The sequence below is a fragment of the Streptomyces sp. PR69 genome (assembly GCF_026420845.1).
Lineage (GTDB): Bacteria > Actinomycetota > Actinomycetes > Streptomycetales > Streptomycetaceae > Streptomyces.
Genome location: NZ_JAOWCB010000004.1, coordinates 1 through 26396 on the forward strand (window position 1 = coordinate 1; position 26396 = coordinate 26396).

General features: G+C 71.8%; 24 protein-coding genes and 3 pseudogenes. 20 read left to right on the top strand and 7 right to left on the bottom strand.

The window, feature by feature from the left end:
* A partial coding sequence (locus OF819_RS04830) for a serine/threonine-protein kinase (protein ID WP_267242078.1) occupies positions 1-970 on the bottom strand: 970 nt, incomplete at its 3' end.
* A gap of 112 nt (positions 971-1082) precedes the next feature.
* Here OF819_RS04830 and OF819_RS04835 point away from each other — a divergent pair.
* The 4 genes from OF819_RS04835 (at position 1083) to OF819_RS04850 (ending at position 4839) form a co-directional block, all read left to right on the top strand.
* Positions 1083-1712, top strand: coding sequence for a nucleotidyltransferase family protein (locus OF819_RS04835; RefSeq protein ID WP_267242079.1), 630 nt, complete (start codon positions 1083-1085; stop codon positions 1710-1712).
* 255 nt (positions 1713-1967) lie between these two features.
* Positions 1968-3590: a malate synthase A gene (gene aceB, locus OF819_RS04840; RefSeq protein ID WP_267242080.1), complete on the top strand. Its 1623-nt coding sequence runs from the start codon at positions 1968-1970 to the stop codon at positions 3588-3590.
* 155 nt (positions 3591-3745) lie between these two features.
* Complete coding sequence (locus OF819_RS04845; RefSeq protein ID WP_267242081.1) at positions 3746-4603, top strand: helix-turn-helix domain-containing protein; 858 nt, start codon at positions 3746-3748, stop codon at positions 4601-4603.
* On the top strand, positions 4600-4839 hold the full coding sequence (locus OF819_RS04850) for a DUF397 domain-containing protein (protein ID WP_267242082.1): 240 nt from the start codon (positions 4600-4602) through the stop codon (positions 4837-4839). The genes OF819_RS04845 and OF819_RS04850 overlap by 4 nt, the downstream gene beginning before the upstream one ends.
* A gap of 21 nt (positions 4840-4860) precedes the next feature.
* Here the strand turns inward: OF819_RS04850 and OF819_RS04855 are convergent, their stop codons facing one another.
* Entirely contained in the window at positions 4861-5214 is a 354-nt protein-coding gene (locus OF819_RS04855; protein ID WP_267242316.1) for a DUF4241 domain-containing protein, read from the bottom strand.
* Positions 5215-5573: 359 nt separating this feature from the next.
* Between OF819_RS04855 and OF819_RS04860 the strand changes: the two genes are divergently transcribed.
* Positions 5574-6542: an acyl-CoA dehydrogenase gene (locus tag OF819_RS04860; RefSeq protein WP_267242083.1), complete on the top strand. Its 969-nt coding sequence runs from the start codon at positions 5574-5576 to the stop codon at positions 6540-6542.
* 105 nt (positions 6543-6647) lie between these two features.
* Here OF819_RS04860 and OF819_RS04865 read toward each other — a convergent pair whose 3' ends face one another.
* Positions 6648-8105, bottom strand: coding sequence for a serine hydrolase domain-containing protein (locus OF819_RS04865; RefSeq protein ID WP_267242084.1), 1458 nt, complete (start codon positions 8103-8105; stop codon positions 6648-6650).
* Between the two features lie 332 nt (positions 8106-8437).
* Here OF819_RS04865 and OF819_RS04870 point away from each other — a divergent pair, with 332 nt between their 5' ends.
* The 4 genes and pseudogenes from OF819_RS04870 to OF819_RS04885 form a co-directional block, all read left to right on the top strand.
* Positions 8438-9175: a TetR/AcrR family transcriptional regulator gene (locus tag OF819_RS04870; RefSeq protein ID WP_267242085.1), complete on the top strand. Its 738-nt coding sequence runs from the start codon at positions 8438-8440 to the stop codon at positions 9173-9175.
* A 147-nt stretch (positions 9176-9322) separates the two neighbouring features.
* A pseudogene (locus OF819_RS29205) lies at positions 9323-9376 on the top strand (MbtH family protein); the annotation flags it as partial.
* A gap of 110 nt (positions 9377-9486) precedes the next feature.
* Positions 9487-9597 (top strand): annotated as a pseudogene (locus tag OF819_RS04880) (hypothetical protein); the annotation flags it as partial.
* Positions 9598-9678: 81 nt separating this feature from the next.
* A pseudogene (locus OF819_RS04885) lies at positions 9679-9897 on the top strand (reductase); the annotation flags it as partial.
* Between the two features lie 354 nt (positions 9898-10251).
* Here OF819_RS04885 and OF819_RS04890 read toward each other — a convergent pair.
* From OF819_RS04890 to OF819_RS04900, 3 genes are all read right to left on the bottom strand, one after another.
* Positions 10252-11733, bottom strand: a complete 1482-nt coding sequence (locus OF819_RS04890; protein ID WP_267242086.1) for a catalase — start codon at positions 11731-11733, stop codon at positions 10252-10254.
* Between the two features lie 190 nt (positions 11734-11923).
* Complete coding sequence (locus tag OF819_RS04895; RefSeq protein ID WP_267242087.1) at positions 11924-12814, bottom strand: 2-hydroxy-3-oxopropionate reductase; 891 nt, start codon at positions 12812-12814, stop codon at positions 11924-11926.
* A 57-nt stretch (positions 12815-12871) separates the two neighbouring features.
* On the bottom strand, positions 12872-13711 hold the full coding sequence (locus tag OF819_RS04900; RefSeq protein ID WP_267242088.1) for a TIM barrel protein: 840 nt from the start codon (positions 13709-13711) through the stop codon (positions 12872-12874).
* 117 nt (positions 13712-13828) lie between these two features.
* On the opposite strand from OF819_RS04900, the gene OF819_RS04905 reads away from it, so the two are divergent.
* The 9 genes from OF819_RS04905 (at position 13829) to OF819_RS04945 (ending at position 22214) form a co-directional block, all read left to right on the top strand.
* On the top strand, positions 13829-14101 hold the full coding sequence (locus OF819_RS04905) for a hypothetical protein (protein ID WP_267242089.1): 273 nt from the start codon (positions 13829-13831) through the stop codon (positions 14099-14101).
* Entirely contained in the window at positions 14098-14475 is a 378-nt protein-coding gene (locus OF819_RS04910; protein WP_267242090.1) for a helix-turn-helix domain-containing protein, read from the top strand. Before OF819_RS04905 ends, OF819_RS04910 begins: the two co-directional genes overlap by 4 nt.
* A 216-nt stretch (positions 14476-14691) precedes the next feature.
* Complete coding sequence (gene uraD / locus OF819_RS04915; protein ID WP_267242091.1) at positions 14692-15228, top strand: 2-oxo-4-hydroxy-4-carboxy-5-ureidoimidazoline decarboxylase; 537 nt, start codon at positions 14692-14694, stop codon at positions 15226-15228.
* Positions 15225-15614, top strand: a complete 390-nt coding sequence (gene uraH / locus OF819_RS04920; RefSeq protein ID WP_267242092.1) for a hydroxyisourate hydrolase — start codon at positions 15225-15227, stop codon at positions 15612-15614. Before uraD ends, uraH begins: the two co-directional genes overlap by 4 nt.
* A gap of 7 nt (positions 15615-15621) precedes the next feature.
* On the top strand, positions 15622-16545 hold the full coding sequence (gene pucL, locus OF819_RS04925) for a factor-independent urate hydroxylase (protein ID WP_267242093.1): 924 nt from the start codon (positions 15622-15624) through the stop codon (positions 16543-16545).
* A 256-nt stretch (positions 16546-16801) separates the two neighbouring features.
* Positions 16802-18196, top strand: coding sequence for an 8-oxoguanine deaminase (locus OF819_RS04930; RefSeq protein ID WP_267242094.1), 1395 nt, complete (start codon positions 16802-16804; stop codon positions 18194-18196).
* A 356-nt stretch (positions 18197-18552) separates the two neighbouring features.
* Positions 18553-19941 (top strand): nucleobase:cation symporter-2 family protein, encoded by a 1389-nt coding sequence (locus tag OF819_RS04935; RefSeq protein ID WP_267242317.1) that lies wholly within the window; start codon positions 18553-18555, stop codon positions 19939-19941.
* A gap of 108 nt (positions 19942-20049) precedes the next feature.
* Positions 20050-21240: a HEAT repeat domain-containing protein gene (locus OF819_RS04940; RefSeq protein WP_267242095.1), complete on the top strand. Its 1191-nt coding sequence runs from the start codon at positions 20050-20052 to the stop codon at positions 21238-21240.
* A 2-nt stretch (positions 21241-21242) separates the two neighbouring features.
* On the top strand, positions 21243-22214 hold the full coding sequence (locus OF819_RS04945) for a hypothetical protein (RefSeq protein WP_267242096.1): 972 nt from the start codon (positions 21243-21245) through the stop codon (positions 22212-22214).
* 55 nt (positions 22215-22269) lie between these two features.
* Here the strand turns inward: OF819_RS04945 and OF819_RS04950 are convergent, their stop codons facing one another.
* The gene (locus tag OF819_RS04950) at positions 22270-22917 is read right to left on the bottom strand and encodes a TIGR03086 family metal-binding protein (RefSeq protein ID WP_267242097.1); all 648 of its coding nucleotides are present in this window, start codon (positions 22915-22917) and stop codon (positions 22270-22272) included.
* A 120-nt stretch (positions 22918-23037) separates the two neighbouring features.
* On the opposite strand from OF819_RS04950, the gene OF819_RS04955 reads away from it, so the two are divergent.
* Positions 23038-25206, top strand: a complete 2169-nt coding sequence (locus OF819_RS04955) for a hypothetical protein (protein ID WP_267242098.1) — start codon at positions 23038-23040, stop codon at positions 25204-25206.
* 43 nt (positions 25207-25249) lie between these two features.
* Positions 25250-26254 carry a fibronectin type III domain-containing protein gene (locus tag OF819_RS04960; protein WP_416370473.1) on the top strand — a complete coding sequence of 335 codons (1005 nt, stop codon included), beginning with the start codon at positions 25250-25252 and terminating at the stop codon, positions 26252-26254.
* Positions 26255-26396 lie beyond the last annotated feature (142 nt).

Below are 26396 nucleotides of genomic sequence, written 5' to 3' on the forward strand. Positions count from 1 at the left end.
AGGCCGGCGGAGGCGAGGCCGGCGGCACGGCGGCCTCGGGCGCTGCCGCCGCCGGCGCGGGCGCCGCCTTGCGGGTGCCTATCTCTGCGGCGACCGCGCTCGGCAGCCACTCCTCGGGCCGCCTGAGCACCGTCTCCGCGGCAGCCTCCTGACAGATGGTCAGCAGCTCGGCGACCGAGGGCCGGTCCTGCGGCTCCTTGGCCAGGCAGCGCGTCACCAGCTCCCGCAGCCGCTCCGGCACCCCGGTCAGATCGGGCTCCTCGTGCACGATCCGGTACAGCACCCCGTGCGAGGTGCCCTCGCCGAACGCGGGGCTGCCGGTGGAGGCGTACGCGGCGACCTGCCCCAGCGCGAAGATGTCGGTCGCCGGGGTGACCTGGCTGCCCGCGGCCTGCTCCGGGGCCATGAACGACGGCGTGCCGATGGTGACGCCGCTGCTGGTGAGCGAGGTGGCGTCGGCGGCGCGGGCGATGCCGAAGTCGATGACGCGCGGCCCGTCGGCGGCGAGCAGCACATTGGCGGGCTTGAGGTCGCGGTGCACGATGCCCGCTCCGTGGATGACCTGGAGAGCCTCGGCGATTCCGGCGACGAGCAACAGCACGGTCTCGACGGGGAGTTTGCCGTGCTGGGTGACGGCGTCGGCGAGGGAGGGGCCGGGGACGTACGCGGTGGCGAGCCACGGCTGCTTGGCGTCGGGGTCGGCGTCGATGACGGGGGCGGTGTAGAGGCCCTGGACGCGCTGGGCGGCCTGCACTTCCTGGGCGAACCGGCGGCGGAACTCCGCGTCCTGGCCGAAGTCGGGCCGGATGACCTTGATGGCGACGGGCCGTCCGCCGAGCGTGTACGACAGATACACCTTGCCCATGCCGCCGGCCCCGAGCCGAGCGGCGAGCCGGTACCCCGCGACATGCCGCGGGTCGTCCTCCCCCAGCGGCTTGAAGACCGTGCCCTGCTGTGCACTCGCGCTCATTCGGCTCTCGTCCCCCATGGTGAACTTCGCTGTCGGAGGCTGCACTTTATCCAAGGCCGCGTCACCCCCGCAGGGCGCGCCCGCCCGTCCCCACGTGCGATATGGATGGCCCATGAGAGACACGTCGGAACTGACGGAGGACCACGGCCGCCGGCTGCCGGTGGTCGCGGGCCTGCTGCTCGCCGCGGGCGGCGGGCGGCGGCTCGGCGGCCGCCCGAAGGCGCTGCTGACGCACCGCGGGCGTCCGCTGGTCGAGCATGCCGCGGCGGTGCTGCGGGAGGCGGGCTGCGGCCCGGTGCATGTGGTGCTGGGCGCGGCGGCCGAGCGGGTGCGGGCGGCGGCCGGGCTGACCGGCTGCACGGTGGTGGACAACCCGGCGTGGGAGGAGGGCATGGGCTCGTCGCTGCGCGCGGGGCTTGCGTCGCTGGCGGGGACGGGCGCGGACGCGGCGCTGGTGTCCCTGGTGGACCAGCCCGGGATCGGCGTACGGGCCGTGGGCCGGGTCCGTGCCGCGTACCGCTCCCCCGCCACTCTGGCGGCGGCCGCGTACGGCGGCGAGCGCGGGCATCCCGTGCTGTTCGGCGCGGACCACTGGGAGGGCGTCGCGGCGAGCGCGGAAGGCGACCGCGGTGCGCGCGCCTATCTGGCGGCGCACGCCTCGGACGTCACGCTGGTCGAGTGCGGGGATGTGGCCGAGGCGTACGACATCGACACCCCGGACGATCTCGCCCACCTTGAGTGAACGGCATGGCACTGAGAGCCATGGTCTGTCGACTCAGAGAATCTCGATATCAACAAACCATTGAACTTCCACTATGCGATAACTACTATCCACTGATCAGAAGCGCCCGACAACGCGACGGCGCCTGCGACCGATCCCTCGGAGCCTTGGCACTCAGTGCCGTGAGCACGTCCGCCGCACCGCGGCGCGCCGCCCGCTCACCCCGACGGCCGCCCGGCACCGCCCGTGAAGCCCGCCCGAAGGAAGTGACCGTTCATGTCCGCACCAGCGCCGTCCCCGCTGGCCATCGTCGACGCCGAGCCCCTGCCGAGGCAGGACGAGGTCCTCACCGATGCGGCCCTCGCCTTCGTGGCCGAGCTGCACCGGAACTTCACGCCCCGCCGTGATGAGCTCCTCGCCCGCCGCGCCGAACGCCGCGCCGAGATCGCCCGCACCTCCACCCTCGACTTCCTTCCGGAGACGGCCGCGATCCGCGCCGACGCCTCCTGGCGGGTCGCCCCGGCCCCGGCCGCGCTGAACGACCGCCGCGTCGAGATCACCGGACCGACCGACCGCAAGATGACGATCAACGCGCTAAACTCCGGCGCGAAGGTCTGGCTCGCCGACTTCGAGGACGCCTCCGCCCCCACCTGGGAGAACGTCGTCCTCGGCCAGCTCAATCTGATCGACGCCTACACCCGGAACATCGACTTCACGGACGAGCGCACCGGCAAGTCCTACGCCCTGCGCCCCGCCGAGGAGCTGGCCACGGTCGTGATGCGCCCCCGCGGCTGGCATCTGGACGAGCGCCACCTCCAGCTGGACGGCCGTGCGGTCCCCGGCGCGCTGGCCGACTTCGGCCTGTACTTCTTCCACAACGCCAAGCGCCTGATCGAGCTGGGCAAGGGGCCGTACTTCTACCTCCCGAAGACCGAGTCGCATCTGGAGGCCCGCCTCTGGAACGACGTCTTCGTCTTCGCCCAGGACTACCTGGGCATCCCGCAGGGCACCGTCCGCGCCACCGTCCTCATCGAGACGATCACGGCCGCGTACGAGATGGAGGAGATCCTCTACGAGCTCCGCGACCACGCCTCCGGCCTCAACGCGGGCCGCTGGGACTACCTCTTCTCCATCGTCAAGAACTTCCGCGACGGCGGCGAGAAGTTCGTCCTCCCCGACCGCAACGCGGTGACGATGACCGCGCCCTTCATGCGCGCGTACACCGAACTCCTCGTCCGCACCTGCCACAAGCGCGGCGCGCACGCCATCGGCGGCATGGCCGCCTTCATCCCCTCGCGCCGCGACGCCGAGGTGAACAAGGTCGCCTTCGAGAAGGTCAAGGCCGACAAGGACCGCGAGGCGCACGACGGCTTCGACGGCTCCTGGGTCGCCCACCCCGACCTCGTCCCGATCGCCATGGCCTCCTTCGACGCGGTCCTCGGCGACAAGCCCAACCAGAAGGACCGCCTCCGCGAGGACGTCTCCGTGGCCCCCGGCGACCTGATCGCCATCGACACCCTCGACGCCCGCCCGACGTACGAGGGCCTCCGCAACGCCGTCCAGGTCGGCATCCGCTATATCGAGGCATGGCTCCGCGGCCTGGGCGCGGTCGCCATCTTCAACCTGATGGAGGACGCCGCCACCGCCGAGATCTCCCGCTCCCAGATCTGGCAGTGGATCAACGCAGGCGTCACCTTCGAAAACGGCGAACGCGCCACCCCCGACCTCGCCCGCAAGGTCGCCGCCGAGGAACTCGCCGCCATCCGCGAGGAGATCGGCGAGGAAGCCTTCACCTCCGGCAACTGGCAGCAGGCCCACGACCTGCTGCTGAAGGTCGCGCTGGACGAGAACTACGAGGACTTCCTCACGCTCCCGGCGTACGAGCAGCTGAAGGGCTGACCGCACAGCAGTCACGCAGCGCCGCGCGTACGGGGCCGCCGTACTCATACGGTGGGTATCTGTACATGCACAATCGGTAGACAGTACGGCGTACCGGCCATAAACCTGGACGAGTTGCAGCGGGGAGGAGCGACCGTGGGAAAGGTGTCCGGGATATGGCCGACTACAACGACAACGGCAACGACAACGACAACAGCAGCACCAACGACGAGGCCTCCGACAGCCTTAAGGGCTTCGGGGAGGTAGTCAAGGCCTTCCGGGAACACCGGGGCCTGTCGCGGGAGGAGTTCGCGCCCAAGGTGTGCTGCTCGAAGCACACGGTGGCCTCGGTGGAACTGGGGCGGCGGTTTCCGCCGCCCCAGTTCCCGGAGTTGGCGGATGAGGCGCTGGACGCGTTCGGCGTCATCAAGCGGGCGGCCAAGCATGTGTCGCGGAGCAACCCGGGGCTGGCGACATGGTTCCTGAGGTGGGCGGCGCTGGAGCGGGAGGCGCGGTGGCTCGACACGTACGAGTGCCGGCTGGTGCCGGGCCTGTTGCAGAGCGAGGCGTACGCACGCAAGCTGTTCGAGAACCGCATTCCGCCACTGAGTGACGAGCAGATCGCCGAGCAGCTGACGGCCCGACAGGAACGTCAGCGCCTGCTGACGGAACGGCCGAACTGCGCCTTCAGCTTTGTACTGGAGGAGCATCTGTTCCTGCGCAGGATGGGCGGAGTCGAGGTCACACGGGGGCTCATCGACCATGTGCTGGACGTCGGGTCGCTGCGGAATGTCGCGATCCAGCTCATGCCCCTGATCAGGGAGGAGCACTGCGCCATGGACGGCCCCATGCGCATCCTGGAGACCCCGCAGCTCGAGCGCTTCGCCTACTGCGAGGGGCAGGAGAGCGGACAGTTCATCTCCGACCGGAACACCATCAGCACACTCCAGATGCGGTATGCGAAACTGCGTTCGCAGGCACTCACCCCGGAAGACTCCGCGGATCTGCTGAAGAGACTGCGAGGAGCGCTATGAGCACGGATCTGGTCTGGTTCAAGAGCAGCTACAGCGGCAGCTCGGGTGACGACTGCGTCGAAGTGGCCCTCTCCTGGCGGAAGTCCAGCTACAGCAGCGGCGACGGAGATAGTTGCGTCGAGGTCGCCTCCTCCCCCGACACCGTCCACATCCGCGACTCCAAGCTCCACCCCAGCCCCCACCTCACCGTCTCCGCCCCCACCTGGTCCCGTTTCCTGGAGCTCACCGCACCGTGAGGCCGGGCAGGCACCCCGTCTTCACCACGACGGCGGCAACCTCCCCGGACGTACCCCGCCCCACCCAGACGGGGTACGTCCCATCACCGCCGGTCCAGAACTGCACAAGGTCGGCGGCGAAGTCCTCGTCGACACCCGGCTGAAGTAGTAGGGCAGGTCTTCCACCACACCTGGGAGGCTCTCCTCCAGCGCCTCCCGCCACCGCCCTGCCAGGATCGGCCATGCCTCCGCGTCGGCGAACCCGCCCAGCGCTGAGTCCGTGTCGTACCCGTAGGCGTGGCCGGCTTCGAGGAGCCTGGCGTCTTCGCCCTCGCCCAGCCCCATCTCCCACACCGACACAGGCTCATCACTCACCTTGAGCCGGACCGCTGCGATCCGCCCCTCGGACCGGGCTTGCGCCTCCGGATCGCCGCTCCCGTGGGAAACAGCTCCAGTGAGCCCTCACGGCAGGCTCCGGAGATCTCGATGGCGTCCGGACCGTCGTACTCGTACGTGTGGACATATCTGCGCAGCAGCCGAGTGCCATCGTCGAGCAACCGCAAATCGAGTTGACAGAAGCGCCGTCCCTGCTCGTCGTACCCCCACACCCCTCAGTCCCCACGTCCTCGATTTCATGGACAACTCTCCACGATCGACAACGGGCACGCAGGCCGACGCCCGAGCCTCGGGGGTTGAGGCTCGGGCGTCGGGCGGAGGCCCTGGCCGAGTGCCGGGTACGGGGGATCCCGGCGGCCGTGGGGCGTGGTTCAGTGGCCGGCGTCGACCAGCGGCTTCGACGACTCCTCGCCGGGCCGCGACTCCGCGTCGGCCGCCGCCGTGCCCTTGCCGCTCTTCATCAGGAAGAGGGCGAGCACGGCGGCGGCGACGACACCCGCGCCTCCGGCCAGGAAGCTCGCCGACATCGCACTGGTGAACGCGTCGTTGGCGGAGGTGACCAGCCCGCCACCCACACCGAGGAGAACCGCGAGGAGGTCGAGCGGCTCACGGCGATCGCCAAGGGCTGGATCACCTGGCAGGCCCGGACGATCACCGCCGAGTGCCGCGAACGCTGCGGCGCGCAGGGCCTGTTCCCCGAGAACGGCATCGCGGATCTGCCGGCCAGCATCGAGGGCGGCATCACCGCCGAGGGCGACAACCTGGTGATCTGGGTGAAGGCCGCGTCCGAGATGGTCTTCGGCCATCAGACGGCCCTGCCGGACGCCATGCCGGCCGGCGGCCTGGCGGACCTGCCCTTCCTCAGGGGCCTGTTCGCCCAGGTCGAGGCGGTCTGGCAGGCGCGCGCCCGCACAGCCCTGCGCGCCGGTCCGGCCGGCGACCCGATCGGCCGCTGGAACGTCACCTCTGCCTCGGCCCTGGAGATGGTGTCCGTCCACGCCCGGCTGCAGGCCGCGGACGCGCTCGCGGCCGCGGCGGAGCGGGCTGCGGACCCGACGGCCCGGTCGCTGCTTCTCTCCCTGTGCCGGCTGTTCCTGCTGCGCCAGATCCGCGAGCACACAGGGGATCTGCTCGCCGAGGGGCATCTGACCGCTGATCAGGTGCGGGAACTGCCCGATGCGCTGGACGCCGTCGTGGCCGACCTCGCTCCGCACATGATGACCCTGGTCGACGCCTTCGACTTCCCGCCCGAGATGCTGTCCGCGATCCCGATCGCCAGCGGCGGATCGATCGCACGGACCGCGTCGCGGGTGGCGGTCCCCTGCTGAGGCCGGGCGCACCGGCGCCGGCCGTCCGCTGAGCGCTCAACCCGAGGGGTCCCGCCCCGCCCCGCCACGCCGGGCCGCGGGCGGGCCTCCTCGCACACCCCGGGATCAGGCGACCTTCGGCGCCGCCCGCATGCCGATGTACACGCATCCCGTGCCGTCCGCGAGCGTGGAGAACACCACCGGCATCCAGTCCGCGCTGTACGCCCCGGAGCCCGGCCCCGCGAAGACCTGCGGCGCGACGGGCACGAGGTCCATCTCCAGCGGCGGCGAGAAGTCCTTCATCCCGCCAACGAACTCGTACACCAGACGCCCCGCGCCTCCCTGCTCGCTGACGGTGATGCGCACACCCTCCCGCTCGTAGACCCCGGTCAGCGGAGCGAGGTCCACGGCGGGCGGCTGCGCGGGCGGCCCGAACGGCGCCGGCAACCGCACCCCGGCCAGTTCGCGCAGCAGCTCGCCGAACAGCTCCTCGTACAGCCGGCGTGCGTCGCCGCCGTTGGTGAGCAGCACCACCACGACGCCCGCCTCGGGTGCCACCCGGAGGAAGCCGTACTGTCCGATCGACGCCCCGTCGTGCCCAAAGCCCGGCGCGCCGAACCAGTCGTAGAGGGTCCAGCCCAGACCCCAGCCGTCCGCGCTGACCGTCCACTTGTCGGGCACGTCGACCTCGCGCCGCTGCATCGCGCGGACGCCGCCGTGGGTGAGCAGTCGGGCGCCGTCCGCGGCAAGGCCGCCGTCGAGGTGCATCTTGGCAAGCCGTACGACGTCCCCGGCGGCGGCGAGCACCCGCCCGTACGGGCCCGCCGACCGCGGCATCAGATCCCAGGCCGGCGCCGGGTCCGGGTCCTGCCCCAGATCGCCGAGGTGCCCCATCGCCGTGCGGTGCGCCAGCGCCTCCTCGGGCAGGGTCATGGTCCTGGTCAGCCCCAGGGGCGTGAGCAGCCGTTCCCTGAGCGCCTCGTCCCAGGTGCTCCCGGTGAGCACCTCCACGATCCGGCCGAGCACGTTGTAGCCGAGGCTGCTGTACGAGACGGCCGTGCCGGGAGGGCAGTCGAGCCCCACCTCCGCGGCGGCCTCGACATAGCGGGCGAGGCAGTCGTCACCGCGCCCGGAGTCATAGGTGAAGTCACAGGTGAGCCCGCTGGTGTGGGAGAGCAGTCGGCGGACGGTGATGAGCCGGGTGGTCCCGGGGTCCCCCGCGGTGAAGTCGGGCAGCACGTCCGTCACGGGCGCGTCGAGGTCCAGACGGCCCTCGTCGACGAGCTGCATGACCAGGGTGGCCGTATAGATCTTGGCCAGCGAGCCGAGCTGGAACACCGAGTCGGAGGTCGCCTCGACGCCGGTCCCGCGGTGCAGGATGCCGCTCGCCATCTCGTGGACCTGGCCATGGGCGAGAACGGCCAGGCAGGCGCCCGGCACATGGTGGGCCTCGCGCAGCCGGTCGAGACGGGCCTGCCAGTGATCGACGTAGAACCTGCGCCTCTGCGAGTCGGCTGCGCCCCAGCTGCCGCTGGCCTCCCAGTTGCCCTGGGTGTCCCAACTGACCTTCTCCTTCTGCGGCATGACCCCTCCATCGACGACGACGCGTACAGCATTCTCAGGATGCGCACACTGTACGCACAATCATGCGCCGCGCACAAGCGGTGACTCTGAGCCGACAATGAGGCACTCACCCTGCGCGGCGCTCGCCGGCCAGAGTGCGTGGCGGGTCTCGGGAGAAGCCAGACACGGCGCACGCCGGCCGCTGAACGCCGACGGCGTTCCCGGGCCGTTGCGGCTGTACGCAGCATGCGTAGGGTGTGCGCTAAGGTCGTCGCCGTTGTCGCGGGACGCAGCCGGTGATCAACTGCAGCGACTGGACAGCGAACTCACGCTTGCGGACGAGGAGGAAGCCCATGCCATCCCGATCCCCCTCCCGGGAGCAGGCGATCCCGTCGGTGTGGACCCGTCCGCGGGGTGGACGGGAGCAGCCGGCGCTGAGCAGGGAGCAGATCGTCACCGAAGCCGTGCGCCTGCTCGACACAGAGGGCATCGACGCGCTGAGCATGCGCAAGCTGGGCAACCGGCTCGGCGCGGGAGCCACGTCGCTGTACCGGCACGTGGCCAACAAGGACGAGCTGATCGAGCTGGCCGTGGACGAGATCTACGGTGAGATCGACGCACCAGGCGCCACGGACCCCGCGCGCTGGCGCGAGGAAGCGGCCCAGTGCGCGCACAGCCTGCGCGGCACGATGCTGCGCCACCCCTGGATCGCCTCGGTGCTGGGCGAGATGGGCATGTCGTACCTCGGTCCGAACTGGATGCGCCTGTCGGAGGGGCTGCTCGGCGTGTTCACCTCGGCGGGGTTCCCGGCGGACGAGGCGGACCCGGCCATGGCGACGCTCATCGCCTATGTCACGGGCATGGCGACCAGCGAGGCCGCCTGGCTGACGGTTCTGGCCCGCAGCGGCCAGGACGAGCAGGAGTGGGTGGAGCGGCTGTGGCCGGCGGCGGAACAGGCCGCCCTGGCCTATCCCCGGCTGCGCGAGAGCTATGCGCAGCAGCGGGGCAAGGACCCCCGGGCCGCCCGGGAGAGGGATTTCCAGTACGGGCTGGAGCGGGTGCTGGACGGCCTGGAGACCCGTCTGCGGTAATCGAAGGAACCGATCCGGGCGTTCGGGACCTTCCATGGGGTCGGCCTTGTGCCGGGTGCGCGCGGCGGCCCAGGCTGGGGACGTTGTCCACGTCATCCCTGGAGGTGGGGCGTGGTCCGGAACGAGGACGGCGACCGGTTCGTCGTGGTGCTCAACGGCGAGGAGCAGTACTCGATCTGGGCGGAGGGCCGGGAGCTGCCCACCGGGTGGCGGGAGGCCGGGTTCTCGGGGACCAGGGAGGAGTGCCTCGCGCACGTGGACGACGTCTGGAGGCGGTGCTGCGCCGCCATCCGCAGGTGGCCGACGCCGCGGTGGTCGCACTGCCCGCGGACGACGGCGAGACCGAGCTTGCCGCGGCCTTCGCCGGACGCGCGGTGGACCCGGCGGCGCTCGACGCATGGCTGCGCGACCAGATGCCGCTGCATATGGTGCCGGCCCGCATCCGGCTGCTGGGCGGCGCGCCGCTCAACGACAACGGAAAGACGGACCGCAACGCACTGGGTGTCGACGCCACCGGGTCCGACGCGAAACTGGTGTGGACGGACCCGGCGACGATCGAGGCGGCGGGCGTCGCACCGTGGAGCGATCTGCCGATCTGGCGCCCGCCCGGCAGTGAGCTGCATGACGCGCTGCACCGCGGCGATGTCTCACGGGCCCTGGCCGCCGGGCTCCGCTGCCGGCCGGCCGCCGAGACGGTCGCGGACACCTGGGCGTGGCTGCGGCCGTCCGCCCTGGCGGCTGAAGTCGCCCAGGCCGTAGGGGTTGTTGCCGCCCGACGGTGCGAGGCTGGCGTGACCAGGACGTTCGCGCCGCCGGGCGGAGAGTGCGGGCTGGGACCGCAGCGGGGCGATCGGTTCGCGGAGCGCTCTGACGTCAGGTCAGACAGAGCGCCCTCGAACCTTCACCACCGCACTGGCATCGCCGCCGCTGCGGTCCTCGTCCCTGCCCTTGCCGCGGGCCACCCCTCATCCGGGCCTGCGGTTCGGGCAGCGTACGGAGCATGACCTCCCGTCAGGTCCCGTACGCGGCTTGTGCGGCGACCGTCGTGGCGGTCGCCACCGTGGTGGCCGTATAGGTCAGTCCTCGCGCAGGGCGCGGACCGCCTCCTCCACGCGGCGGCCGTAGTCCTCGTCGGCCGCGTGGAAGTGCGCCAGGTTCTTCTCGATCACGTCGTCGCGCGTGACCTGGGACAGGCCGCCCGCGATGTTCGCGATCAGGCGGGACTTCTCCTCCTCGGACATCAGCCGGTACAGCTCGCCCGCCTGGAAGAAGTCGTCGTCCTTGACATGGGCGGGGGCCGCGTGGGCGCCCGTGTAGCCGGAGACGGCGAGCGGGGCGGAGAGCGCGGCGTCGGTCTGGGCCGGGCCCTGGTAGGAGTTGGGCTCGTAGTTCTTGTCGTGGCGGGAGCCGTTGCGGGTGGCCATGAAGCCGTCACGGCCGTAGTTGTCCGCGGCCCCTCCGGGAACCGCCTTGGGGGCGTTCACCGGCAGCTGCGTGTGGTTGACGCCCAGCCGGTAGCGGTGCGCGTCCGCGTAGGCGAACAGCCGGCCCTGGAGCATCTTGTCCGGGGACGGGCCGATGCCGGGCACGAAGTTGTTCGGGGAGAAAGCGGCCTGCTCGACCTCGGCGAAGACGTTGTCCGGGTTGCGGTCGAGGACCAGCCGGCCCACGCGCTGCAGCGGGTAGTCGGCGTGCGGCCACACCTTGGTGAGGTCGAACGGGTTGAAGCGGTACTCCGCGGCCTCGGCGGCCGGCATGATCTGCACGTACAGCGTCCAGGACGGGTTGACCCCGCGCTCGATGGCCTGGAGCAGGTCCGTCTGGTGCGAGTTGGGGTCCTTGCCCGCCAGCTCGGCAGCCTGCTCGCTGCTCAGGGAGCGGATGCCCTGGTTCGTCTTGAAGTGGTACTTGACGAAGAAGGCCTCGCCGTCGGCATTGGTCCACTGGTAGGTGTGCGAGCCGTAGCCGTTCATATGCCGGTACGAGGCGGGGATGCCGCGGTCGCCCATCAGCCAGGTCACCTGGTGTGTCGCCTCGGGGGCGTGCGCCCAGAAGTCCCAGACGTTGTCCGGCTCCTGTTTGCCGGTAAACGGGTCGCGCTTCTGCGAGTGGATGAAGTCGGGGAACTTGATCGGGTCCTTGATGAAGAACACCGGGGTGTTGTTGCCGACGAGGTCGTAGTTGCCCTCCTCGGTGTAGAACTTCACGGCGAATCCGCGCGGGTCGCGCACCGCGTCCGCGCCGCCGAGCGAGTCGGCCACGGTCGAGAAGCGCAGAAAGACCTCGGTGCGCTTGCCGACGGTGTTCAGGAAGTCGGCCTTCGTGAAGCCGGTGACGTCGTCGGTCACCTCGAAGTAGCCGTACGCGCCGGAGCCGCGGGCGTGCACCACGCGCTCCGGGATGCGCTCACGGTTGAAGCGGGCGAGCTTCTCCAGCAGGTGCTGGTCCTGGAGGAGGAGCGGGCCACCGACGCCGGCGGTGGCGGAGTTCTGGTTGTCGGCGACGGGGGCGCCAGCCTCCGTAGTGAGAATTCGCGACGTAAGCACGCGCTTCGACATCGTGGACCTTCCGTGCTGGAGCTGCTGACGGTGTCAGGAGCGTAAGAAGCCCCGCATCTGGCGTCAACAGTTTGTTGAAATTTCCGAGTGTGGTTCCGGGCGGCGGCGACGCCTGGGCGCGACAGGACAGGTGTCAGCGCCGCCGCCGCCCGGAAGTCTGGGAGGCCGGAACGGCCGGGACTGACGGGACTCAGATCTGCCGGCCGGAGAGGCGCTCGACGGCGCGCAGCAGAGCCGAGTGGTCCAGACCGCCGTCGCCCTGGGCGCGCAGCGAGGCGACCAGCTGGGCGACCGTCGCACCGACGGGCAGGGCCGCGCCGACGTTGCGGGCGGCGTCGGTGACGATGCCCATGTCCTTGTGGTGCAGGTCGATCCGGAAGCCCGGCTTGAAGTCGCGGTTGAGGAAGTTGTCCTTCTTGCGGGTCAGCACGGTGGAGCCGGCCAGACCGCCGTTGAGGACGTCGAGCGCGGCGGCGAGGTCCACGCCGGACTTCTCCAGGAAGACCACGGCTTCGGCGCAGGCCTGGATGTTGACGGCGACGATCAGCTGGTTGGCGGCCTTCACGGTCTGGCCGGAGCCGTGCGGGCCGCAGAGCACGATGGTCTTGCCCAGCGCCTCGAAGACCGGCTTGGCGGCGTCGAAATCGGCCTGCTCGCCGCCGACCATGATGGACAGCACCGCCTCGATGGCGCCCGCCTCGCCGCCGGAGACCGGGGCGTCCAGCACGCGGATGCCCTTCTCCCCGGCGGCCGCGGCCAGGTCCACGGAGGTCTGCGGGGTGATCGAGGACATGTCGATCAGCAGCGCACCCCGCCTGGCGTTCTCCAGGATGCCGTCGGGGCCGTAGGAGATCGCCTCGACCTGCGGGGAGGCGGGCACCATCGTGATGATGACATCGGCGTCCCTGACGGCCTCGGCGATCGAGCCCGCGGCGGCGCCGCCTGCGGCGGCGAGGCGGTCGAGCTTCTCCTGTTCGAGGGTGAAGCCGGTGACCGAGTAGCCGGCCTTGATCAGGTTCTCGGACATGGGGGAGCCCATGATGCCGAGACCGATCCATGCAACCTTGGGAAGTGCGCTCATGGCGGGGGTGCCTCTTTCAAAGCTCGTGGTACGGGGGTGAGGTGGCCGCTTCGGCGGTCAGCGGGCCGCTCGGGCCTCGCGCGGCAGCCAGTCGAAGGACTCGGCGCTCGGGCGGTCGCCGGCCTTGTACTCCAGGCCAACCCAGCCGTCGTAACCGGCCTTCCTGAGCTGGTCCAGCAGGTCCGCCAACGGCAGCGAGCCGGTGCCCGGCGCGCCGCGGCCCGGGTTGTCGGCGATCTGGACATGGCCGGTCTTGTCGGCGTACGCCTCGATGACCTGGCCGACGTCCTCGCCGTTCATCGACAGGTGGTAGATGTCGAGCAGGAACCTGGCATTGCCGAGGCCGGTCGCCGCGTTCACCTTGTCCACGACCTCGATCGCGGCGGGAGCGCTCACCAGCGGGTAGAGCGGGGACTCCGGCTTGTTGAGCGTCTCGACCAGCAGGGTCGCCCCGATCCGGTCGGCCGCGCGGGCGGCCAGGATCAGGTTCTCCAGGGCGAGTTCGTCCTGCGCGGACGGGTCCGCACCCTCGACGCGGTTGCCGTACAGCGCGTTGAGCGCCTTGCAGCCGACCGAGGCGGCGAAGTCCGCGGCCACGTCGATGTTGGCGCGGAAGCGGTCGGACTCCTCGCCGGGGACGGAGAGCGCGCCCCGGTCCGGTCCGGGCAGCTTCCCCGCGTAGAAGTTCAGTCCCACCAGCTGGACCCCGGCATCCTCGATCGCCTTCTTCAGGGCGTCGAGCTCCGCCTGGGCGGGGGTGGGGGTCTCGATCCAGGGCCACCACAGCTCGACCGCGCCGAAGCCGGCCGCGGCGGCGGCCGCGGGACGCTCCAGCAGCGGGAGTTCCGTGAAGAGGATCGAGAGGTTCACATCGAAGCGCTGGTCCGTGTATCCCATGAGGGGCATGCGCTCCTTCCGTATTGCGGAAGTTCATTTCTGCTTAATGGAAGATTGCAGCCGGGCTGCCGCGCTTGTCAAGAGGGCCCCGGGGAAAACCCCGCTACGGTGACCCCCATGGAGCGATTGCGAGTCGAGTTCACGACCGAACCCTTCGACCTCGACGAGGCACCTGCACACGCGGTCGTCGCGCGCGAGGTCATCCAGGCCGCCGAGCTGGACGCGGTGGACGTCGGGCCGTTCGGGAACACGGCCGAAGGCGGTGCGGAGCAGGTGCTCACCGCCGTGGACGCGCTGCTGCGGCGCGCCCTTGAGGCCGGGGCCACCCGCGTCTCGCTCCAGGTCAACGTCATCGGCGCGGACAGCGCCGGAGAGGTGGGAGAGCGATGACCGAGCGCCGTGACCACCCCTTCGCCGCCGCGGTGAAACCGCTCGTCGACGCCATGGGCGCGGAAATACTCGAGCCCGGCCAGGCGGGGGCCGACGATGTCGTCCTCTCCTGGGACGGCGAGGACGTCCTCGCCGTCCGGCTGCCGCAGCTCTCGGAGTCCCTGGACCACATCCTGGCCGCGATGGAACGCACCCACGGCAGACCGCTGTCCGAACTCGACCGCAAGACAAAACAGCAGGTCGTCCGCACGCTGGAGGCGCGCGGGGCGTTCTCTGTGAGGCACGGGGTGGAGACGGTGGCGGGGGCGCTGGGGGTGAGCCGGTTTACGGTGTACAACTACCTGAATCGCGAGAACGCGGCGAAGAACGCGTAACCGGGGGCTCCGCCCCCGGACCCCCGCGCCTCAAACGCCGGCGGGGCTCGATTTCGGGGTGGGGGATTACCCCCCGTACCCGTGGTGCGTACACGGCGTCACCGGGGACTCCCCCTCGTCGACGAGTTTTCAACAAAGTGTTGACGTTGCGTCGCCCAAGGGCGTTAGCTGTCCGCAGCCCGTCCACGCACCGCGAGAAGCACCACGGAGGCACCCGTGACCTCGTCCTCGATCCCGGGCCTCGCCCGTTTCAACGCCTTGGAGAGCGGTGCGGCGCTGGCCGCCCTGCACGAGGTGTGCGCCAGTTCGGCGTGGGGGCGCAAGCTGCTCGCCCAGCGCCCGTACGCCACCGCGGACGCCCTGTTCGCCGCCGGTGACGCCGCCATGGCGGAGCTGAGCGCCGAGGACCTGGCCGAGGCGATGGCGGGGCACCCGCCGATCGGCCGGCCGAAGCCGGGGGACCCGGCCTCCGCCCGCGAGCAGCGGGGGATGGCCGGCGCCTCCGAGGAGCTCAAGGCCGAGATGCTCGAACTCAACCTGGCCTATCAGGACAAGTTCGGCCATGTCTTCCTGATCTGCGCCACCGGCCGTACCGGTGCGCAGATGCGCGACGCCGTCCGTGAGCGGATCGGGAACACGCCCGAGCAGGAGCGGGAGATCGTCCGCACCGAGCTGGGCAAGATCAACCGTATCCGGCTGACCCGCCTCATGGAGGACCTCAAGGGGGACCTCATGGAGGAAGAGAGCGCATGAGCACACAGACCACGGCCTCCGTGTCCACGCATATCCTGGACACCAGCGCCGGCCGCCCCGCCGAGGGCGTCGCCATCCGGCTCGCGGCCCGCAGCGGCGGCGACGCCGAGTGGACGGCGCTCGGCGGCGGCGCCACCGACGCGGACGGGCGCTGCAAGAACCTGCCGGCGCTGCCGGAAGGCACCACCCATGTACGTCTCGACTTCGAGACCGAGGCGTACTTCGTCAAGAAGCAAGCCGAGGCACAGCAGGACGCCCCCGCGACACGGGACAGCGGCGTGTTCTTCCCCGAGGTGGCGATCACCTTCGCCGTCGTACCGGGCGAGCACTACCACGTACCGCTGCTGCTCAACCCGTTCGGCTACTCCGTTTACCGAGGGAGCTAGCAGAGAAATGCCTACGATTCTCGGCCAGAACCAGTACGGCAAAGCAGAGAACCGCGTCGTTCGGATCACGCGGGACGGCGACACGCACCACATCAAGGATCTGAACGTCTCCGTCGCCCTCTCCGGCGACATGGACGACGTCCACTACTCCGGCTCCAACGCCAACGTCCTGCCGACCGACACCACCAAAAACACGGTGTACGCGTTCGCCAAGGAGTACGGCATCGACTCCGCCGAGCAGTTCGGCATCCACCTCGCCCGTCACTTCGTGACCTCGCAGGAGCCGATCCACCGGGCGCGCATCCGGATCGAGGAGTACGCCTGGGAGCGCATCGAGACCTCCGACGGCAACTCCAAGTTCATCGGCGCCGACGACGTCAAGCACTCCTTCGTCCGCAAGGGCCAGGAGATCCGCACGGCGCAGATCACCTTCGACGGCGAGAAGTGGCAGGTCATCTCCGGTCTGAAGGATCTCGTCGTGATGAACTCGACGAACTCCGAATTCTGGGGCTACGTCAAGGACAAGTACACGACGCTCCAGGAGGCGTACGACCGCATCCTCGCGACCCAGGTGGCGGCCCAGTGGCGCTACAGCTGGTCCAGCGACGAGGAGCGCATGCCGAACTGGGACAAGTCCTATGCGCAGGCGAGGAAGCACATGCTCCAGGCGTTCGCGGAGACCTACTCCCTGTCGCTGCAGCAGACCCTGTACCAGATGGGTTCGCGCATCATCAACAGCCGCAGTGAGATCGACGAGATCCGCTTCTCCCTGCCGAACAAGCACCACTTCCTCGTCGACCTGGAGCCCTTCGGGCTCAAGAACGACAACGAGGTCTACTTCGCCGCCGACCGCCCGTACGGCCTGATCGAGGCCACCGTGCTGCGCGACGGAGCAGAGCCGCAGATACCGGTCGACATGACCAACCTCTGACCGGTCCCGGGACGGACAGGGCAGCGTCTCCGCCGGCCCGGCGCCGGCGGGGGCCGCACCCCCGCAACACCAGAAAGGGAACTCCCGTATGAGGCACATCCGTCGCCGGGGAGCGTCCCGCAGCGCCTTCACCACCTCGGCACCCGGAGCACCCCCACGGACGGCAGCACCGCCAGCTGCAGGTTCCGGCTCCGGCACTCAAATCCCGTAGGGCCCTGCCGTGCCCAAACCGCCACAGAAAGAACGAGGATCCGCCATGGCAGGATCGGCAGCCCCTGGCATCGAGCGCATCGTCATCGAGAACTGCGCCATCGCGACCGTTGACGCCGACGACACCGAGTACGCCTCCGGTCATATCGTCGTCGCCGGCAACCGGATCGAGTCGGTCGGGGCCGGCAAGGCTCCCGAGGGCCTCGCGGGCGTCGTACGCCGTATCGACGGCACCGGCCACCTGGTCACGCCCGGCCTGGTCAACACGCACCACCACTTCTACCAGTGGATCACCCGTGGCCTGGCCACCGACCACAACCTCTTCAACTGGCTGGTGGCGCTGTACCCGACCTGGGCGCGCATCGACGAGCCCATGGTCCGCTCGGCCGCGCAGGGGTCCCTCGCCATGATGGCCCGCGGCGGGGTCACCACCGCCATGGACCACCACTATGTCTACCCGCACGGCTCCGGCGACCTGTCCGGCGCGATCATCGGCGCCGCCCGTGACATGGGTGTCCGCTTCACCCTGGCCCGCGGCTCCATGGACCGCAGCGAGAAGGACGGCGGTCTGCCGCCGGACTTCGCCGTTGAGACCCTCGAAGGCGCGCTCGCCGCCACCGAGGAGACCGTCAAGCGGCACCACGACGCCTCCTTCGACGCCATGACCCAGGTGGCCGTCGCCCCGTGTTCCCCGTTCTCCATCTCCACCGAACTGCTCAAGCAGGGCGCCGAACTGGCCCGCCGGCTCGGTGTGCGCATGCACACCCACGGCTCGGAGACCGTGGAGGAGGAGAAGTGGTGCCATGAGCTGTTCGGCATGGGACCGACCGACTACTTCGAGTCCACCGGCTGGCTCGGCGAGGACGTGTGGATGGCCCACTGCGTCCATATGAACGACTCCGACATCGAGGCATTCGCGCGCACCAAGACCGGCGTCGCGCACTGCCCGTCCTCCAACGCCCGGCTCGCGGCCGGCATCGCGCGCGTGCCCGACATGCTCAAGGCGGGCGTCCCGGTCGGCCTCGGCGTCGACGGCACCGCCTCCAACGAGTCCGGGGAGCTCCACACCGAACTGCGCAACGCCCTGCTCATCAACCGGCTCGGCGCGCACCGCGAGGCCGCGCTCAACGCCCGCCAGGCGCTGCGGCTCGGCACATACGGCGGCGCGCAGGTCCTCGGCCGCGCCGGCCAGATCGGCTCCCTGGAGGCCGGCAAGCTCGCCGACCTCGTGCTGTGGAAGCTGGACACGCTCGCCCACTCCTCCATCGCCGACCCGGTCGTCGCGCTGGTCTTCGGCGCGGCCGCCCCGGTGACGCTCTCCCTCGTCAACGGCAGGCCCATCGTGGAGAACGGCCGGCTCACCACCGTCGACGAGGACGCCATCGCCCGCTCCACGCGGGACGAGGCACAGCGCCTGGCGCGCATCGCCGCCCAGGACTGACAGGCCCCCATACGTCCGGTCGAGGGGGACGGCCCTCGACCGGCCGGCCGTGGACCCGAGCGGGGTCCACGGCAGCCGTGACCGGGGGGTACGACGCCGCCAGGCGGTGTGCGTGCCCCCCGGTGCGGTGACACGTGCCAGCCGGTCCCGTGTACCGCCGTCCCCGTGCACTGCTGTCCCCATGCACCGCCGTCTGTGCGCCTGACGCATGTCCGTGCACACCACTCGCGCCACCCCGTGCAGCACCCGCACCACCTCCCTGAAACCCACGTCCCCGCCGACGTGTCTAACCGACCGGAGGAACATTCGTGGCCGCTCCCAAGCATCCCGTCGACGAGACGCTCCCGCCGTTCAAGATGTTCACCAGCGGTCTGCAGCATGTGGCCGCCATGTACGCGGGCGTGGTGGCCCCGCCCATGATCGTGGGGCCCGCCGTCGGCCTCAGCGCCATGGAGACGGCCTTCCTGATGGGGGCCAGCCTGTTCACGGCCGGCCTCGCCACCCTGCTCCAGACCATTGGCTTCTGGAAGGTCGGCGCACGGCTGCCGTTCGTCAACGGCGTCTCCTTCGCCGGAGTCACCCCGATGATCGCCATCGGCAAGGACCGCGGGGCCGACGGCATCGCCGTCATCTTCGGCGCGGTCATCGTCGCGGGGCTGCTGGGCTTTCTGCTCACCCCGTACTTCTCCCGGCTGGTGCGCTTCTTCCCGCCCGTGGTCACCGGCACTGTCATCACCCTCATCGGCGTCTCGCTGCTGCCCGTCGCCTTCAACTGGTCCCAGGGCGGCGACTCCACGGCCGCCGGCTACGGCTCGCTGCGCAACATCTGCATGGCGGCGTTCACTCTGGCCGTCGTGCTCGTCCTGCGCAGGGTGCTGCGCGGCTTCCTCCAGCAAATCGCCATCCTGCTCGGCCTGGCGGTCGGCACGCTCGTCGCGATCCCGCTGAACATGACGGACTTCGACGCCCTGAAGAGCGCCGATCTGATCGGCTTCCCGACCCCCTTCCACTTCGGCGCACCGCAGTTCGAGATCGCCGCCATCGTCTCCATGTGCATCGTGATGCTGGTGTGCATGACCGAGTCGACGGCCGACATGCTCGCCCTCGGCAGGATCGTGGACCGGCCCGCCGACCGGCGGACCATCGAGGGCGGACTGCGCGCCGACACCCTCGGCAGCGCGCTCAGCCCCGTCTTCAACGGCTTTATGTGCAGCGCCTTCGCCCAGAACATCGGCCTGGTCGCGATGACCAAGGTGCGCAGCCGCTTCGTCGTCGCCGCGGGCGGCGGCATCCTGATCCTGCTCGGCCTGTTCCCGGTCGCCGCCTCCGTCATCGCCCTCGTCCCGCTGCCGGTCCTCGGCGGCGCGGGCATCGTGCTCTTCGGCTCCGTCGCCGCGAGCGGCATCCAGACGCTGGCCGCAGCCGCACTGGAGAAGGGCGAGAACGCGGTGATCGTCGCCGTGTCCCTGGGCGTCGGAATGATCCCCATCGCCGCGCCCGCCTTCTACCACTCCTTTCCGAAGGACCTGCTGGTGGTGCTGGACTCCGGCATCTCCACCGGCTGCATCACGGCGATCCTGCTGAATCTTGCCTTCAACCACCTGGGAAGGAAGGCGAGTACGGCCGGGAGCACGGCTGACGCCGAGTCGCACCCGACGGCCACTGGGACGACGGCGACTGGGACGACGGCGACGACAGTGCCTGAGACGACGGCGGGGGAGCCCGTGGCAGGTCCCGGCCACTGAGCCGTGCCGGACCGGGGCGCCCCCTGCGCCGGTCAGCGATGTCAGACCCCCGTGCCATGCTCCGCGCATGGACATCGCACAGATCTTCGCGGACGTGGACCAGGTGCCGTGGGAGGAACTGCGCACCTGCGGCGGCGGCAGCGCGGAGCACGTCCCCGGCATGCTGCGCGCCCTGGCGAGCGACGACGAGGACGAAGCGGACACCGTTTCCTCGGCCTCTACGAGACGCTGCTGGACGACGGCGCGGTCTGCGGGGCGACCGCCGCCGCGATCCCGTTCCTGGCGCGGCTGGCCGCCGCCGGGTGGAAGTCCCGCGAGCTGCTGGAGTTCCTGGGCGCTACGACGGGAGACCCGCGGAAGGAGCACCTCCGGTCGGCGGAGACCGCCGCCTGCCGCCGTGCCCTGGCCGCTCAGCTGCCTCTGATCCTCCCGCTGACCGGCGAAGCCGCAGACCCGCGGGTGCGGCAGACCGCCGCCTGGGCGGCCGCCCGCGCCGGCGCGGCAGCCGAGGCGACCCCGGTGCTGCGTCGGCGCTGGGCCGAGGAGCAGGACCCCCTCGTGCGGGCCGAGCTGCTCGCCGGGCTGGTGCGCCTCGACCCCCGGTGCGCCGAGGAGTTCGCCCTGCCGTCCCTCGGCCCCGAGCGCCACGGCTCCGTGCGCATCGTCGCCGTGCTGATGTGCCTGGACGCGGGTCTGCCGTGGACACAGTCCCTCCACGAGACGGCGCTGTCGCTGCTGCCCGCAGAACCGCTGGTCCTCGCCCCGTACGACCAGGAGCGCACCGACCCCGTGCGATATGTGCTGAACGCACTTCTGGCCCGGGGGGCCGACGAGGACAGGGACAGCGCGTACACACTGCTCGACGCGGCACTGCGGTCCCCCGACCCGCGGGCGAAGGCGGAGGCGCTGAAGGCCGCCGACCACGCCTGCACCGTCTCACGGGCCGCGCCCGGCAGGCTCGTTCCCGCCCTCGCCGCCCTGCTGCGCGACGCCGCACCGGCGGACGAGCCGGACGTCGTGCGGGAGGCGCTGGACCTGCTGGCCAGGCTCGGCCGGCAGGCCGCACCGGCTGTACCCGAGCTGACCGCCCTCGCCGCGGCCGACGACGACGATCTCGCGGACTGCGCGCTCGAAGCGCTGATCCGGGTGGTTCCCGGGCGGCCGCCCCGCTGCTTGCCCGGAGCCCCCTCGGGCTGCGGCCCGGGGCGCTGGCGGCCGCGTGCGGCCTGCCCGAGGACCGTCCGGCTCCGCCGATACCCTGCACGCCCGAGCTGCTCGACGCGGTCCGCGCCCGGCTGACCGTGCCCGACCTCGAAGCCTTCGACGGGCACATGCTGTCGCGCAGACTCACGGCATGGGGCCCCGCGGCCACGGCCGCCCTGCCCGAGCTCACCGCCGCGCTGCCCCGGTTCCCGGACGACGTCCCCGGCGCACTCGCCGCCGTCTGCCCGACACACGGCTCGGCGGACCGCGACCGTGTCGCCGGACTGCTGCGCGCGGCCGCGACGCACGGCCCACAGGCGGGACGCCTCGCCGCCGCCACAGCCCTGCACGAGCTGACAGAGGAGACCGGGCCGCTGCTCGACGCGCTCCCCGAAGCACTCGACGGATACGGCCTCCAGGTCGCGAACGCCGCCGCGAAGGCAGCAGGCCTCGGCCGCGGCGCGGCGCGGCTGCGGCCCTCCCTCCGCGCGGCTCTCGTCCCGTGCGAAGAAACCGGCCGCGACGAGCGGCAGCTGGCGGCGGAGGCGGAGACGGCCCTGGCGCTCTACCGGCTGGGCGGCGCGGCCGACGAGGCGGTGGCCGTCCTCTCGGGCGTGCTGGACGACGTCGCCCGCGCCCGGCAGGGCTGCCGCTGGCCGGTGCTCCACGCAGCCGCAGCCGCAGCCGGACTCGGCCCGGAGGGCAGGCCGCTGATCCCCGCGCTGGAGCGCCTCCTGGGGGACCCCGAGACGGCCCCGGCCGCAGTCGGCGCCCTGCTGGCCCTCGGCCACCGCTTCACCGACCCCGACCGCGTGGCGGACCGGCTCCTCGACGCGGCCGAGTACGCCCCGGGGCCGGAGATCGCCCTCGACGCGCTCCGGGAACTGCTGGCGCACCACCCGGAGCTGCGGACGAGCGGCGGGGCGCTGCCCCGGCTGACCGAACTGGCCGAACGCGACCTTCGTGTGGCGGCTTCTGATCTCGTCTGGGAAGCGGTGGTCCGCGACGAACTGTTCCGCGCATGCGCCCGCGACCTGCTGGCCCGGCAGCGGTGTGCGCCGGTGGCCTGACGCCACGCGTGCGCCGTGCGCCATCGTGTCGGCGCCGCGCCGCGCGCCGGGGCGGTCAGTCTCCCGGCCGCCAGTCCGGGCGGCGGCCGCTGAGGCCGATCACCCGGTCGAGCAGCGGGGCGCTCTGCGGGACGGGGACGGGCGGGCCGAAGAGCCCGCCGCTCTCCCCGTCGTCCGCCGCGCTCTCCGCCGCGGGCGCGAGCAGCCCATACGACACCGTCAGGCTCGCCTCCTCGGGGGCGTACGGCTGACCGGTGGCGCGGGCCAGGTCCCAGCCGTGGATCAGCAGTTCGTTCAGGGCGACCCGCCCGGCGACGGCAGCCGGGAGGGGCACGCCGCCCGCCTGGGTGTCGCCCTGCCAGGCGGCGGGCTGCCGCCAGGCCTCGGCCAGTTCGCCGAGGCGCCGCGGCAGGACGGTGCGCCAGTCGTCCCGCAGCACGGGCACCGCGGCGCCGGGGTCCGTGCCGGTCGTCGGCCCGAGGTCCTTGCGGGCGGCGTCGCGGAAGGCGGCGGACAGGTCGGTCAGATGGGCCAGCAGCTCCCGTACCGCGTACTCGGGGCATGGCGTCGGGTCCGACAGCCGCTCGTCGCGGACGGAGTCGAGGAGCCGCGCCACGCCACGGGCGGCGGGCCGCAGGTCGGGGTTCCCGGCAGGAGCCGGTGAGATCGGCGAGATCGGCGAGCCGGTGCTTGGTGAGTCCATACAACGGCAGACCGGCGAGCCGCCCGGAACTCATCGGAGCACGGCCCGCAGGTCACCTGATCGGGCCATCCGCGAACGCCGCAGCGCGTCTGCCGGGCCGTGCGCTCATAGGCTCCCCCGGTGACCCAAAGCGCTGCTGCATTGAACGTCGGACTCCAGGGCTTCCTCTCCTGGGCGGAGCAGGAACGCGGCGCCGCTCCGCCCGCGCGGACCGCGGACGCGGTGCTCACGCTGCTCGCCCTGCGGGGCGCGGACCGCAGGGCGGGTGTGCCGGAGCCGACGTCCCAGCTGCTCAGGCAGGTGCTGCTCGACGACCTGCCGGTCCTGCTCGCCGCGACCCCGGCGGAGCTGGAGGCGCTCCCCGGCGTCCTCACCGCCCTCGTCGACCGGGTCCGCGCCGCGGGCCGGCTCAACGCCAAGCGCCGGGCACGGCTGCTGGCCGCCGTCGACGACCTCATGCCCGAGGCGCGCGGCGCGGCCGCCAGCCCGTGGAAGCTGACCTGGCCGCGCTGGTACGCCTCGCTGCTGCGCGCCGACGGCGTGGACGCCGACGACCCCGACGCCGTGCGGGCGTGGCTCGCGGCCCATGACGCCCTGCCGCACGCCGATCGGCCCGAACTGCCCGCACCGCTGCACCGCGCCGATGTCACGGCGCGGACCTTCGCCGTGCGGGCCTCGCTCACCGAGCGGCTGCTGGCCGCCTTCGCCCGCGATGTGGAGGCCCCCTCCCCGGCCGGGCCGCTGCTGCCGGTCACCCCCGCCCTGTCCGCCGACCGCCCCGAGGACGCCCTCACCGAGGAACTGGAGCGGATCGCGGCCGCATTGGTCGACCGCTGGAGCGCGGCGGGTCTGAGCGAGGCCCTCGCCGGGCCCTTCGCGCAGCTCGCCCCCGGCCCCGAGGCCATGCCGCACATGGCGCTCGCGGACCGCCTGCTGGACGAGCACCTCGACTACTACGGCGACTCCGGCGTCCCGCTCCCGCCGCCCCAGGCGCTGCCCGCCCCCGATGAGATCCTCGGCCTGCTGCACGCCGCGCCGCTGCCCGCGACTCTCGCCACCGGCGCCGCGGACGACGAGGAGCTGCGCCCGCTCGCCGAGCAGTGCGGCTTTCCCGGCCCCGCGGACATCGTCTGGGAATCCGGCACCCCCGAGGAGGCCGTGGAACTCGCCGCGAACATCCTCGCCCTGGAGGCCGACCGCATCCCCACCGCCTCGGCCGCCGGGCCCGAAGCCGCCGACGAGGGATACGGCCTCGACGCGGTCCACGTCCTGTACGCCCTGTACGAACGCGGCGGCACCCCGGACTCGGTGGCGCGCAAGGCCTCCGACATGGCCGACTGGCGGGTGGACCCGGAGCTGGAGGACGCCCCCGTCGAGGTGCCGGACACGGCCGCCGCGTACACCGCCCCGTATGTCACACCCTCCGCGGCCGACCTCTCCGCGCTGCTCGGCCTCCCCGGTCTCACCGAGGACGACCGCGCCGAACTGGACGCCCACGCCCGCGCCCTGGCCGTCGTCGTCGACCGGCTGGCCGAGACCGGCTGCGTCTTCCGCACCGGCGATGCCTACGGGCTGACCTCGTTCGGCTCCGCCGTACTCCGGCATGTCCTCACGGCGGCCCATGTGGCCGCCCCCGACCTTGGCACGGCCCTCTCCTGGAGCGCCGCGGAGACCGTCCGGGCGGTTCAGGGCTGGCCGCTCGCCGTCGCGGCCGCGGTGCTCGGGCAGTGGGCCGAGGCGCACGGCGGCGACCCCGCGTGGAGCCAGCTGCTCGGCGCGCTGTCCGCCGCCAGGGCGGCGGACCTCCCCCAGGTCGCCACCCCCGCGGTCTTCGCCCGCCTCGACCGCGCAGGGATCCCCGCCACGGCGCTGCGCGCCGCCCTCGCCGACCCGGTGCTCGGCGGCTACGCCCGCCGCAGCCTGCTGGCACGCGGCGAGGACGCCCCCGAGGACGCGGTGCCGCAGAGCGCCCGCGCGGTGCTGCTGCTCGAAGACCTCGACCAGGCGTGGCTGGCGGACCGGCGCGTCCTGGTCACCGCCGAGGCCGAGGACCGCGCGCCTAAGACGCCGCCCACGGCCCTGCCCGACGCCTTCGACACGGCGGCGGCCGCCTGGCCCGACGGCCCCGCGGGCCTCCTCCGCGCGCTCGCCGCCGCCGACGCGGGCCCGGCCCTGCGCGTGCTGACCGACCTCGCCGACCGGCACCCGGACCCGCGCGTGGCCTCCGCGGCATCCCATGAGGCCAAAAACGCCGAAACCCCCGCGCGGAAGCGGAAGCGCACGCGCTGACCCTTGCCGTGCCGCACACGGTATGCCATACAGGTCTGGACCAATGCTGTCGGCTCAGGCCCGGAGGCGATCCGTGCAACGACCCTGCGCAGCAACCGCGTTGGCCGCTGCCGCCGTCGTCCTGCTCCTGGCGGCGATGACGGCCTGCGGCCTCGGCGAGGACACCGAGAGCCCCACGACGCCTGCCGGAGTCACCGCGCAGGCCGGCAGCGCCACCTCGGTCCATGTGATGTGGGAGTGGGCCACCGACAACGAGGAGGTCACCGGCTACGAGGTCCTCCAAGAGGGCAGGACCGTCGCCGCCGTCCCCGGCGTCAAGCGCATGGTGGACGTCAACTCCCTGGAGCCCGCCACCCGTTACGTCTTCACCGTGCGCGCCCGCGACGCCGCGGGCAACGTCTCCGCACCCAGCGCCCCCGTCCCCGTCACCACCCCCGACGCCACCCCGGACGACCACGAGGCGCCCACCGCGCCCGCCGGTCTGCGCGGCGCCGCCGACGGCAGCCGGGCCGTCACCCTGACCTGGCGGCCCGCCTCCGACGACGTGGGCGTCACGGCATACGACGTCTACCAGGAGGACACCCGCGTCCACAGCGTCGGCGGCGACCAGACTGCCGCCCGCATCGCGAACCTGCGCCCCGGCGTCATCTACACCTTCACGGTCCGCGCCCGCGACGCCGCCGAGAACTCCTCCCCGGACAGCGCCCCCGTCGACCTCACCACCGCCCCCGCCCCCGGCGACGACACCCCCAGCACAGCCCCCACCGACCTCAAGGTCACCGCCCGCCCCGGCAGCGTCACGCTCACCTGGACCCCGCCGGAAGCCGGCGGCCCCGTCAAGGAGCACCAGCTGTATCTGAACGGCGAACCGGTGACCACGATCGTGTGGGGCGCCGGGCCTCCGGCGGGAACGGCGACCTACACCTTCACGGTCACGGACCCGCCGGGCACCCGCTACAGCGTCAAACTCCGGGCCAGGCTGCCCGACGGCAAGTGGGGAGACTTTTCCGCGCAGCGGACGGCGGTGATCCCGAGCAACAGGGTGTAGGCGGCGCGGGTGGGTGTTCCCCTCTCCGCTCTTTCCCGCAACTGGGACTCCGCCCCCAGACCCCGTGTTCCGGGGGCTCCGCCCCCGGACCCCCCGCGCCTCAATCTCCCCCAGACTCCGTCCGGGGGTACCCCCACGAGGC

Coding starts and splice junctions, on each gene's coding strand:
- OF819_RS04900 (WP_267242088.1), bottom strand. CDS start 13,711: ATGGGATACACGGACCAGCGCTTCGATGTGAACCTCTCGATCCTCTTC.
- uraH (WP_267242092.1), top strand. CDS start 15,225: ATGAGCACACAGACCACGGCCTCCGTGTCCACGCATATCCTGGACACC.
- OF819_RS04910 (WP_267242090.1), top strand. CDS start 14,098: ATGACCGAGCGCCGTGACCACCCCTTCGCCGCCGCGGTGAAACCGCTC.
- pucL (WP_267242093.1), top strand. CDS start 15,622: ATGCCTACGATTCTCGGCCAGAACCAGTACGGCAAAGCAGAGAACCGC.
- aceB (WP_267242080.1), top strand. CDS start 1,968: ATGTCCGCACCAGCGCCGTCCCCGCTGGCCATCGTCGACGCCGAGCCC.
- OF819_RS04835 (WP_267242079.1), top strand. CDS start 1,083: ATGAGAGACACGTCGGAACTGACGGAGGACCACGGCCGCCGGCTGCCG.
- OF819_RS04960 (WP_416370473.1), top strand. CDS start 25,250: ATGCTGTCGGCTCAGGCCCGGAGGCGATCCGTGCAACGACCCTGCGCA.
- OF819_RS04935 (WP_267242317.1), top strand. CDS start 18,553: ATGTTCACCAGCGGTCTGCAGCATGTGGCCGCCATGTACGCGGGCGTG.
- OF819_RS04850 (WP_267242082.1), top strand. CDS start 4,600: ATGAGCACGGATCTGGTCTGGTTCAAGAGCAGCTACAGCGGCAGCTCG.
- OF819_RS04895 (WP_267242087.1), bottom strand. CDS start 12,814: ATGAGCGCACTTCCCAAGGTTGCATGGATCGGTCTCGGCATCATGGGC.
- OF819_RS04865 (WP_267242084.1), bottom strand. CDS start 8,105: ATGCCGCAGAAGGAGAAGGTCAGTTGGGACACCCAGGGCAACTGGGAG.
- OF819_RS04930 (WP_267242094.1), top strand. CDS start 16,802: ATGGCAGGATCGGCAGCCCCTGGCATCGAGCGCATCGTCATCGAGAAC.
- OF819_RS04890 (WP_267242086.1), bottom strand. CDS start 11,733: ATGTCGAAGCGCGTGCTTACGTCGCGAATTCTCACTACGGAGGCTGGC.
- OF819_RS04870 (WP_267242085.1), top strand. CDS start 8,438: ATGCCATCCCGATCCCCCTCCCGGGAGCAGGCGATCCCGTCGGTGTGG.
- OF819_RS04905 (WP_267242089.1), top strand. CDS start 13,829: ATGGAGCGATTGCGAGTCGAGTTCACGACCGAACCCTTCGACCTCGAC.
- OF819_RS04950 (WP_267242097.1), bottom strand. CDS start 22,917: ATGGACTCACCAAGCACCGGCTCGCCGATCTCGCCGATCTCACCGGCT.
- OF819_RS04845 (WP_267242081.1), top strand. CDS start 3,746: ATGGCCGACTACAACGACAACGGCAACGACAACGACAACAGCAGCACC.